This is a genomic window from Pseudomonas rustica, from assembly GCF_049959085.1.
Lineage (GTDB): Bacteria > Pseudomonadota > Gammaproteobacteria > Pseudomonadales > Pseudomonadaceae > Aquipseudomonas > Aquipseudomonas rustica.
This window is the reverse complement of the sequence record NZ_CP188200.1, coordinates 4,325,766-4,336,081: the sequence shown is the minus strand read 5'-3', so window position 1 is coordinate 4,336,081 and position 10,316 is coordinate 4,325,766. Positions and strand designations below refer to the sequence as shown.

15 protein-coding genes are annotated in these 10,316 nt (G+C 57.2%); all 15 read left to right on the top strand.

Annotation, left to right across the window (positions count from 1 at the left end; genetic code table 11):
- Positions 1-78: 78 nt before the first annotated feature.
- The 15 genes from ACP3TY_RS19785 (at position 79) to ACP3TY_RS19715 (ending at position 10,139) form a co-directional block, all read left to right on the top strand.
- Positions 79-510, top strand: a complete 432-nt coding sequence (locus ACP3TY_RS19785; protein WP_426618292.1) for a VRR-NUC domain-containing protein — start codon at positions 79-81, stop codon at positions 508-510.
- Positions 507-881, top strand: coding sequence for a hypothetical protein (locus ACP3TY_RS19780; RefSeq protein WP_426618291.1), 375 nt, complete (start codon positions 507-509; stop codon positions 879-881). Before ACP3TY_RS19785 ends, ACP3TY_RS19780 begins: the two co-directional genes overlap by 4 nt.
- Positions 878-2,158, top strand: coding sequence for a tyrosine-type recombinase/integrase (locus ACP3TY_RS19775; protein WP_426618290.1), 1,281 nt, complete (start codon positions 878-880; stop codon positions 2,156-2,158). Before ACP3TY_RS19780 ends, ACP3TY_RS19775 begins: the two co-directional genes overlap by 4 nt.
- A 2-nt stretch (positions 2,159-2,160) precedes the next feature.
- Complete coding sequence (locus ACP3TY_RS19770) at positions 2,161-2,358, top strand: hypothetical protein (RefSeq protein WP_426618289.1); 198 nt, start codon at positions 2,161-2,163, stop codon at positions 2,356-2,358.
- Positions 2,355-2,672, top strand: a complete 318-nt coding sequence (locus ACP3TY_RS19765; RefSeq protein ID WP_426618288.1) for a hypothetical protein — start codon at positions 2,355-2,357, stop codon at positions 2,670-2,672. The genes ACP3TY_RS19770 and ACP3TY_RS19765 overlap by 4 nt, the downstream gene beginning before the upstream one ends.
- A gap of 3 nt (positions 2,673-2,675) precedes the next feature.
- Positions 2,676-3,029, top strand: coding sequence for an antiterminator Q family protein (locus tag ACP3TY_RS19760; protein WP_426618287.1), 354 nt, complete (start codon positions 2,676-2,678; stop codon positions 3,027-3,029).
- Between the two features lie 177 nt (positions 3,030-3,206).
- Positions 3,207-3,578 (top strand): chemotaxis protein, encoded by a 372-nt coding sequence (locus ACP3TY_RS19755; protein ID WP_426618286.1) that lies wholly within the window; start codon positions 3,207-3,209, stop codon positions 3,576-3,578.
- Entirely contained in the window at positions 3,578-3,916 is a 339-nt protein-coding gene (locus tag ACP3TY_RS19750) for a hypothetical protein (RefSeq protein ID WP_426618285.1), read from the top strand. The genes ACP3TY_RS19755 and ACP3TY_RS19750 overlap by 1 nt, the downstream gene beginning before the upstream one ends.
- Before the next feature lie 11 nt (positions 3,917-3,927).
- Entirely contained in the window at positions 3,928-4,311 is a 384-nt protein-coding gene (locus ACP3TY_RS19745; protein WP_426618284.1) for an HNH endonuclease, read from the top strand.
- A 149-nt stretch (positions 4,312-4,460) separates the two neighbouring features.
- Positions 4,461-4,949 (top strand): phage terminase small subunit P27 family, encoded by a 489-nt coding sequence (locus ACP3TY_RS19740; RefSeq protein ID WP_426618283.1) that lies wholly within the window; start codon positions 4,461-4,463, stop codon positions 4,947-4,949.
- Positions 4,950-6,677 (top strand): terminase large subunit, encoded by a 1,728-nt coding sequence (locus tag ACP3TY_RS19735; protein WP_426618282.1) that lies wholly within the window; start codon positions 4,950-4,952, stop codon positions 6,675-6,677.
- Positions 6,678-6,683: 6 nt separating this feature from the next.
- On the top strand, positions 6,684-6,848 hold the full coding sequence (locus ACP3TY_RS19730) for a hypothetical protein (RefSeq protein ID WP_426618281.1): 165 nt from the start codon (positions 6,684-6,686) through the stop codon (positions 6,846-6,848).
- Positions 6,841-8,178 (top strand): phage portal protein, encoded by a 1,338-nt coding sequence (locus tag ACP3TY_RS19725; protein WP_426618280.1) that lies wholly within the window; start codon positions 6,841-6,843, stop codon positions 8,176-8,178. The genes ACP3TY_RS19730 and ACP3TY_RS19725 overlap by 8 nt, the downstream gene beginning before the upstream one ends.
- Positions 8,175-8,876, top strand: a complete 702-nt coding sequence (locus ACP3TY_RS19720) for an HK97 family phage prohead protease (protein ID WP_426618279.1) — start codon at positions 8,175-8,177, stop codon at positions 8,874-8,876. Before ACP3TY_RS19725 ends, ACP3TY_RS19720 begins: the two co-directional genes overlap by 4 nt.
- Positions 8,877-8,885: 9 nt before the next feature.
- Complete coding sequence (locus ACP3TY_RS19715; protein ID WP_426618278.1) at positions 8,886-10,139, top strand: phage major capsid protein; 1,254 nt, start codon at positions 8,886-8,888, stop codon at positions 10,137-10,139.
- Positions 10,140-10,316: the final 177 nt, after the last annotated feature.

Below are 10,316 nucleotides of genomic sequence, written 5' to 3'. Positions count from 1 at the left end.
GGTGCTTGGGTGCTGGGTGCTCCGAGAGATATGTGGGCTGGTTCATCGCGCACAGCGGAAAGCACGGGGTGATCGTAGATGAAGCCGATTATTCCGAAGTTATTCAAGCCGAGAACCGGGCGCGCTAAGCCGGTTGACCGTGAAGGCCTCGAACAGGCCGCGCTGATGCGTGAGCTCGAGCTGTGCTGCCCGGCGGTGTTCGATCTGATCTACCACGTCCCAAACGGCGGTCACCGGGTCAAGGCGGTCGCCGCCAAACTCAAAGCCCAAGGCGTGAAGGCCGGCATTCCTGATCTGGTTTTGAGCATGGCGCGCGGCGGTTACTTCGGTCTGTATATCGAATTCAAGGCCACGCCGCCGAACGACGCGGCAGTTTCGGCAAGCCAGCAAGAGCGCCTGCGCAAACTGAACGACCAAGGCTATCTGGCGATCGTTTGCCGTGGGCACTTCGACGCGATGGAGCAGATCCGCGCCTACCTTCGACTCGCACCTACAGTGGTGGCTGCATGAAGCTCGTAGACAATCAGCACATTCAGTCAGAAGCCCTGAAGCGGATTGGATTTCCACGAAACATGGATGCAGCAAGTCTCACAACTCCGAACTTTGATCGTTTGCTGCGACAAATGGACGAACTAAAGGCCTCGGCCGGCCCGTTCCAAAATGTCGTGATCTGCGTGGATTGCCTGAAGGTTCATGACTGCCCGTTTGACGCCAAGTTTGAAAACTCGTTTTCCCACCGCCGAGTGTGCGGGCATTGCGGCAGTCGACACGGTTTCCGCGACGTCCTCGGCCGCTGGATATCGTTTGCAAGGCCTTGGGCATTTTGGACTTGGGGTAGCGGTTGCTGGGCGTTTGATTTCTGCACAGAAGCGAAACCATGAGTACTGCCGCGGTGAAGATCACCGAAGCCGAACTCAAGCGTCAGGCGGCCGGCAGCGTGCAAGACGTTCGCGACCTCGAAAACAAAGGCCTGTACCTACGCTTCAACAAGGCCCGCACCGGCGGTTCGTGGTACCTGGTGCTGAAGCGCAAATGGAACCCAATCGGCACGTTTCCCGAGCTATCCCACAAGCAGGTCGTCGCGGCGCTGCCGTCAATTCGTCTGCGCCTGGCCGCTGGCGAAGGCGCGAGTCTGTCGAAGTGGGACACCGTGGGCGAGCTGCTCGACTGGTTCGCCGATCGCATGTCGCGCGACCGCAACCTCTCGACTAAGCGCAAGAACACCGGCGCGTCGATGATCAAATGTCACCTCAAGCCGCGCCTCGGTGATCTGTCGCTGATCAGCATCGACAAGGCCGCACTCGACAACCTGCTGATGTGGCCGTTGCAGGAAACGATCTCCATCGACTACGTGCGTTCGGTGTTCCAGCTGCTGGCCTTGGCGTTTCGTCAGGCTGCCAAGCTGGGCCTGATCACCTCCAACCCGATGGCGGCGATCAAGTTCAACGACTTCTCCAAGGCGAAGGTAGGGATCAAGCCGTCTCGCCTGCGCGGCGTTCAACTGGAAGGCCTGCTGCAACAGTTGGCCGAGGTCATGCCCACCGCGCCGCTGGATTCCATGCTGGCTCTGATGATGTTGTGTCACGGCACCCGGATCGGCGAAACCCGCATGGCGCGCTGGTCGCACATCAGCCTGGCAGAACGCGAGTGGTTTATCCCGGCCGAGAACACCAAGACCGGCGTCGAGCATCACCTGCCCCTGACCGAGCAGGTTTGCACGTTGCTGGTGAAGTATCGCGAAGGGCAGTACGCCCGAGGCTATGAGGGGCAGTGCCTGTTCCCGGCACGCAACGGCAAAGCACTGGGTGAGGCTCAAGGCTGCGCAGTGTTCCGTCGGCTGGGGCAGGGCGAGTGGACAAGCCATGACCTGCGCAAGGTGGCCCGTACCGGTTGGGCAGACCTCGGCGTTGACCATCTGATCGGCGAGCTGCTGATCAACCACGCGATGGGCCACAACGTAAAAGTTTACATCCAGTCGGACGTAATGAGCCGCAAGCGGGATGCCCTCGAACAGTGGCACGCGCATCTAGATCAGAAAGGGTTTGCAGCGATTCACGGATTGACCGGCGTTAGATTTGAAGATTCCGGTAATCCGCTGCAAGCCACAGAGCATAGGGCCTGCAAGGCCGTTCAAGAAACAACCATAGGCGAGGTTTAAAAATGATGATTTTGCTCGATCAGCACTCCGGTCTCGCCGTGAATCCCGCGCTGGTTGGCTCGATTCGGTTCAGCAAATTCAACGGATACACGTATCTGCTGATCACCATGAAAGACGGTTTCGAGGTTCAGGTAGCGCACCGCCCAGAGGCTGGTGTCGATGTCGCCAAACTCCACTTCCAACTGCTGGAGGCGGTATGAAGAAGTCCCACGGACCCGCATTCAAAAAGCAGGTGATCCCATTGGCGCCCTGCGGAGCGTGCAAGGGGAAGGCGGTCGTCAACGGCATGTTCCACGAACTCGACTGCCTCAAATGCCATGCATCGGGCTGGGTTCGATTGGACAACGGTCAGGCGCTTGAACTGCAAGAACTGGTCACGCAGCTTGGCTTTAATCTTCGGATTGCGTGCCAGCAGATCGATCGGCGAATTACCGGCTCACCCATGGGTGTATCCGAGTACTACGAACAGAACAACCGCCGCGGCGCCGGCGGATCGAACTTCACAGGGGATTGAGCCATGGCCTTCACACCATCATTTAAAGAACGCACCGCCGAGGATCTGCTGGAGCATTGGGGCCGTTGGGTTGTCCTTGGCTCGAGCGTTTCCTGCTGTGCATCCCGAGAAAACACAATCCTGTCCCCGATGATCACTGATGACGATGCTCTGATGATTGACGGGTTGATGGGGCGGCTTCTGAAACGCTACCCGGAATGCGGTCAGGTGCTGATGCGCTATTACACCAGTCGCGACACCTCATTGATGGAGGTGGGTAAGAAAATGAAGTTCGGCGAAGAGAAGACTCGGCAGCTCTGGAAGGCTGGAGTTGCCTGGATTGATGGAGCTCTCGATATTCGTCGCGAAGCCGCTTGACAGGGCCGGGGGCGATCTATAGATTTCAGTTACTTTGCGGTTTTTCCGCGTGCAAAGCCCGTCTCTGAGATGGGCTTTTTGCTTTCTACAATTCACAAAGCCTCGGCATTTGCCGGGGCTTTTTCGTTTTCGGGCATTGCCCAGGCCACGCAGGCCTCTTTTCTTCCCGGAGCTGTGATGGATCCTACCGACCTCGGCGCAGGCACCGTTACCTGGCTGAGCGGCAGTGCCACCGTGATCCTTGGCGGCTTCTTGTGGCTGCGGAAATTCCTATCGAAAGACGCAGCTGATCGGGCAATGGATAACGCTGATATCGGCACCGTCCGCCGGCTCAATGAGTTGCTTGATTCGGAGCGAACAGCTCGGAAGGAAGCAGAAGCGCGTGCCGACCAATTCGCAAAAGAGCGAAACGACTTGGCCGCTTCTGTAGGCCGGATGGAAGGAAAGATTGAAGCGCTGACCAGTCAGGTCGCCCAACTCACGGAGCGAGTTACCTTGCAGAGCGACGAAATCACACGCCTGCGCAATAAGCTCGGAGGTGTCGTGTGATGGACAGATGCGCAATGGAGTTCATTGCTCGTCGCTGGTGGCGTCGGGCTGAAGTGTGGGCTATCGCCATCGTGCTGACTGCTGGTGGTTCCGTGCTTGGATATCAGGCCTGTTACTGGTCGTTGGCGGAAAAGCAGTCCCAGCAGGTCGAGGAAATACGCGGCGCATATGCCGCCGCAATGAATGAGCGCGACCAGCGTTTGGACGAGTTAACCCGTAAGACGGGAACTGCCGCTGAGAAAGCAACCAAAGCAGCGAATACAGCTACTCAAGCCGCAGACGTCGCAAGCCAGGCTGCCGGTAAGGCAGCTGAGGCAGTAGAGCGCGTCACACAATAGAAGAGACATTTATGCCATTGCGTCCACAGAAGCCCTGCACAGCGTTGGGCTGCAGGACGCTCACGCGGAATGCCCGTTACTGCGACGACCATGCCGAGCTCGCCAAGGCTGCAATAGCCAAGCGTGTTGAGGCTCAGCGTGAGAGCAGCACCCAACGCGGCTACGGATACAAGTGGCAGAAGGCGAGCAAAGGTTTCCTCATCAAACACCCGCTGTGTGCCCAGCATGATCGGCGCGGCGAGGTCGTGGTCGCAACAGAGGTCGATCACATCGTCCCCCACAAGGGAGACATGACCCTGTTTTGGGATCGTCGCAACTGGCAGTCGCTCTGCCATAGCTGTCACAGCACGAAAACGGCGTCTGAGGACGGCGGATGGGGCAATCCGAGGCGGTAATCGTGCGAAATGCACGAAAACGAGCCAAATGAGAGGCATTCCCATCCAAGAGGGAGGGGGAGGGTCAAAAGCTCAGAGGTTTTTGCTTCTAGACCGTCCGCCCAGGCTTTCTCTTACGCCCGCGAAATTAAAAATTCAGGAGTTGCGCGATGGGAGGCACCGCCACGGTCGCCGGCCGTGGTCGCAAACCCAAGCCAACGGCCAAAAAAGCACTAGCCGGTAATCCCGGCAAGCGGGCGCTGAACACGTCCGAGCCGCAGTTTTCAGAAATCACAAAAGACATCGATCCGCCCGAGTGGATGAGCGATATCGCCGCCACCATGTGGAAGATGGTTGTCCCGGAATTGCTCCGCGAACACGTCATTGCCCTGACCGACCTTCACAACGTGGAGGCGTTTTGTACTGCTTATAGCAAGTGGCGGATGGCCGAAGATTCAGTCCAGCAGTTCGGCATCGTTGTCAGTTCCGCTCAAGGCAGTCCTATGAAAAATCCTGCGTTGACTGCGGCAAACGAGGCGATGCGGCAGATGGTGACCTTCGGTTCGATGCTGGGTCTTGACCCGTCAAGCCGGTCGCGCCTGATAGGCGGTAACAAGGAAAAACAAACCAATGAGTTCGCTCAACTACTGAGATCCTAAATGGCCAAGTCCCCTACGCCGAACGTCGATAAGGCGACGGCTTGGGGGCGCTCCGTTCTGCGTGGGAAGGTGCCGGCGTGCCGGTATGTTCACCAAGCGATCCAGCGTCACTTCGACGATCTGGCCGCCAGCCGCAAGCGCGGATTCCGCTACAAGTTCGATGCCGCCAAGGCTGAGAAAAAGCTCAAGTTGAGCCAACTACTTCCGCACACCAAGGGCGAGTGGGCGTTCAAGCGTCAGCTCATCACCCTCGAGCCATGGCAGTTGTTCGGCCTTGCCGCCACCTTCGGCTGGGTAAAGAAGAAGGGTGGTCACCGTCGTTTCCGTGAAAGTTATTGGGAAGTGCCGCGCAAGAATGGCAAGTCTGTCGTCGCTGGCTGTGTGGGCATCAGTATGTTCGTTGCCGATGATGAGTTTGGCGCCGAGGTATACGCCGGCGCCACCACTGAGAAGCAAGCCTGGGAGGTTTTCCGGCCTGCCAAGTTGATGGTCAGCAAGTCACCGCTGCTCATCCAGGCCGCTGGAATCGAGGTCAACGCCTCGAACATGAACATCCCATCCGACTTCAGCCGGTTCGAACCGCTGATTGGCAACCCTGGCGACGGCGCCTCACCGAGCTGCGCCATTGTCGACGAATACCACGAGCACCCGACCTCGGCTCAGTACGACACCATGCTCACCGGTATGGGCGCCCGTCGGCAGCCGCTGATGTTCATCATCACCACCGCTGGTTCGGATATCGAAGGGCCGTGCTACGACAAGCGTCGGCAAGTGATCGAAATGCTCGAAGGCACGGTGCCGGACGACGAACTGTTTGGTTGGATATGGACGCTGGACGAGGGCGATGACTGGACTGATCCGATGATGCTGGCCAAGGCCAACCCCAATCATGGGGTTTCTGTTTTTCAGGAGTATCTGGAAAGCCAGCAAGCGCGGGCGATTCGCTCCGCAAGGTTCACCAACACATTCAAAACGAAGCACCTCAATCTTTGGGTGAGCGCCAAGGCCGGCTTCTACAACATGGAAAGCTGGAAAGCGTGCGAGGACACGACGCTTACGCTGGAGCAGTTCGAGGGGCAGGAGTGGATAGCTGGCTTCGACCTGGCTCGCAAACTGGATATGAACTCTCGCGCCCGATTGTTCTGGCGTGTGATCAATGGAAAGACGCATTACTACAGCGTTGCCCCGAAGTTCTGGGTGCCAGAAGACACTGCGTTCAACAGCGACAACAAGCGCATGTCGGAAAGATTTCAGGCTTGGATCAACTCTCAGCACCTCGATGTCACTGAAGGCGCCGAGATCGATTACCGGGAGATCCTTGAAGACACGAAAGAGGCTAACCATCAGGCGCCTATTCGAGAGTGTCCAATCGATCCGTTTGGTGCGTCTGGTCTGATGCACGACCTCGATGACGAGGGCTTCAGCCCGATCACCATCACGCAGAACTACACGAACATGTCGGATCCGATGAAGGAGCTTGAAGCGGCCATCGAGTCGGGACGGTTCCATCACGATGGCAACCCGATCATGACCTGGTGTGTCAGCAACGTTATTGGCAAAAACTTGCCCGGAAACAATGACGTCGTGCGCCCGATCAAGCAGGGCGATGACAACAAAATTGATGGCGCGATAGCGCTGATCATGGCTATCGGCCGGGTCATTATTCTGGCCGGCGACAACAGCGGCAACATCAGCGACTTCTTCTCCAAACCAATCATCGTTGGATAACTGACCATGGAAACAGGCCTGATCCTATTTATCGCCGTGGCCGTCGTCGCGTTCTGTCTTATCGCCGCTGGAATATTTGTTCTCGCTGGCCTCGGCTGGGCTTTGGTGGCGGGCGGCGTTTCCTTTCTGATCGCGGCTGGGTTTATTCGTAAGGGGTTGACCGGTGGATAGATCCCTCAAGGCAGTATTGCGCCAGGCGTTGCACAAGTCTGCTGAGCCTGGGCTGATGAAGTCCTCGCTCGCTGGTTGGGTCGGGCGCCGAATCGGGCTGGGAGACGCTTCATTCTGGAATAGTTTTTACGGCACTGATTCGGCATCGGGCAAGACCGTGAGCCAGCAAACGGCACTGCAACTGTCCACTGTGTGGGCTTGCGTTCGATTGATTGCGGAAACCTTGGCAACATTGCCGATAGCTCTATACGAGGATCAAAAGGGAGTACCAGTAGTGGCCAGCGCGCATCCGGTTCACCGGGTGATCAGCGTTCAACCCAATGCCGATCAGACTCCCGTCGAGTTCTGGGAGTGCGTGGTGGCCAGCTTGTTGCTGTCGGGCAACAGTTTCAACGAACCGACTCTGGCGGGGAGAGACGTTTCGTCTCTCGAATTCCTGCTACCGCAATCGGTTTCGCCACCGCGGCGGTTGAGTGATGGTTCAATCGAATACCGATTTATCGACAGCAACGGGAAATCGCACACGTTGCTCGATGAACAGATGATGCACACACGCGGGTTCGGCACCGATCCACTGTGCGGATTGAGCCCACTTGCGATGGGGCGCAACGTATTCGGCGCAGCCATGGCGGCAGATGAGTCGGCGAGCAAGATGTTCGCCAACGGCATGAAGTTGGGTGGCGTTCTTTCAACCGACCAGATCCTGAACAAAGCACAGCGCGAAGACATTCGCGAGGACATGGCAGCAAAGTTTGCAGGCGCGGTTAACACCGGCAAAACGATGGTGCTTGAGGCGGGTATGAAATATCAGCAGGTGTCGATGACACCCGAGGATGCCCAGATGCTTCAGACCCGTGCTTTCAATGTCGAGGAAATTTGCCGTTGGTTTCGTGTGCCGCCTTGGATGGTTGGTCACACCTCGAACAGCACTAGCTGGGGAACTGGCATGGAACAGCAAATGCTCGGATTCCTCAGCTTTACCCTGTTGCCATGGATGAAGCGAATCGAGCAGAGCATCAATCGTCGCTTGCTTCGACCTGATGAGCGGCGGCGTTTCTATGCGAAGTTCAATCCAGAAGGTCTACTTCGCGCCGATAGCGCTGCCCGCGCAGCTTTCTACAGCTCGATGACGCAGAACGGGATCTATACCCGCGACGACTGCCGCATAAAAGAGAACCTCGCTCCTCAGGGGGGGAACGCCGCGAAGCTTACGGTGCAGTCCAACATGCTTCCCATCGACAAACTGGGCGAAGGGGCAGGCGATGCTCAGCAAGCGAGATCCGCGCTCATTGATTGGCTCAACGACAAGCCAAAAGGTAATTCTGAATGAACCGAAAAGACCAATCGGTGGCGGTGAAATATCGCTCATTCGACTACGACGTGAAGGCTGTCGGCGACGACGGCCTTTTTTCTGGCTACGGATCAGTGTTTGGCGTGGTTGACAGCTACAACGAGGTGGTGGCGCCGGGTGCTTTTCTTGAATCCATCGCAGAAGCGAAAGCGAAAAGCCGAACGTTTCCAGTGTTGTGGCAGCACCGTACCGGCGAGCCTATCGGCAGTTGGGATATCGAGAGCCTGAAAGAAGATGATCGCGGGCTGTTCGGTTCCGGTGACCTCTGGCTGGCTGACGCACCCTATGCCCGCATCGCTTTCCGTGGAATGCAGTCGCGCTCAATCACTGGCCTATCGATCGGGTACTACGTGCGCGATTCCAAGTTCGACGAAAAGACTCGGGTTCGCACACTGACCAAACTCGACCTGGTGGAAATATCGATCGTGACTGTGCCGGCGAACGACGAGGCACGTACCGACACTATTAAATCGAAGCTTGCCCACGGCGGCCTGCCTTCGATGCCCGAATTTGAGCTGCTCCTGCGCGAGGCAGGCTTCTCGAAAACTCAGTCTGCGGTGATTGCCAATCGCGGACTGCAGCATTTGCTCCGGAGCGAGTCCGAGGGCGACCTGGCAGCCATCGAAATCGTCGAGGCGCTTAAATCGCGTCCGGCGCTGGTTCTCCCTTCTTTTTGAGGATTCACCATGCACAACGTCATGAGCAACGACGCTCGCGCCGAGCATCGTCAAATGCAGCGTAAGGAACACGCTGGCGATCAGATTCAGCTGAAAGCGGTCAATGATCTGCTCGATCAGCGGGACAAAGAAATCAAGGCATTCGCCGAGAAGGCGAGCAATGAAATCAAAGAACACGGCACCATTCTGGCCGAAACCAAAACAGTTCTCGACGGGCTGGTTAATGATGGCCTGGGTTTACAGGATCGTTTGCAAGATATCGAGCAAAAGATGGCGCGCCGTTTCGCCGCCAACGACCCAGCTGAGCAAAAGTCCGCCGGTGAGGAGTTGTCTGACTCCGAGGACTTCCAAGCGCTGCAAACCCGTGGTCGCGGCATCGCTCGGATCGGCCGCAAAGCCGTCACCAATATCACCAGCGCGACTACCGGAACCGGCGGTGTTGGTGTTGGCATCCAGCCCACCCGTTTACCCGGCGTGCTCGCCGAGCCTGATCGGCAGTTCGTCATCCGTGATCTGATCATGCCGGGCCGCACCAGCTCCAGCTCCATCGAGTATGTCCAGGAGAGTGGCTTCCAAAACATGGCTGCTATTCAGGCGACTGAAGGTGCAGCAAAGGCTCAGTCTGATATTTCCTTCAGCCTGAAAACCACCAACGTTGTAACGATCGCCCACTGGTTCCGCGCATCCAAACAAGTGCTGTCGGATATCCCGCTGTTGCAGAGCTACATCAATGGGCGTGCGATTTACGGCCTGAAGTACAAAGAAGAAGAGCAATTGATTGCGGGCAATGGTGTCGGCGGAAACATGCTCGGTCTGATTCCTCAAGCCTCCGCGTTCAACAATGCTCTGCGCAAGGCTGGCGATACCAAAATCGATACGTTACGTCGTGCAATCTTGCAAGTTCGTATCGCTGAATATCGTGCTTCGGCTATCGCGCTGAACCCGGTTGACTGGGCTGACATCGAGTTGACCAAGGACGCCAACGGTTCCTACATCTGGGTGAATGTCCAAGAAGGTGGCGCGCAGCGTCTTTGGAAATTGCCTGTGGTAGACAGCAACGCGGTACCGGAAGGTGAGTTCCTGGTAGGCGCGATGAATATCGCCGCTCAAGTGTTCGATCGTGAAGAGGCTGCGGTCGAAGTTTCCACCGAAGACGGCGATAACTTCCGCACGAACATGGTCACCATCCGAGCTGAAGAGCGCCTCGCACTCGCGGTGTATCGCGAAGAGTCTTTTGTCCACGGCGAATTCGACGCGGCTTAAGCGTCTTCAGTCCTAACAGGAGCGCGCCTAGGAAACTGGGCGCGAGTACTTATGCCAGATGTAACTGTGAAAACCGTAAAAGGGTTCAACGCGGATGGGTTGGGCATCGAAGAGAAGTACGTTAAACGCGGCGCAGAGGTCGTCATTGACGAATCACTTGCTCGGGATCTCCATCGG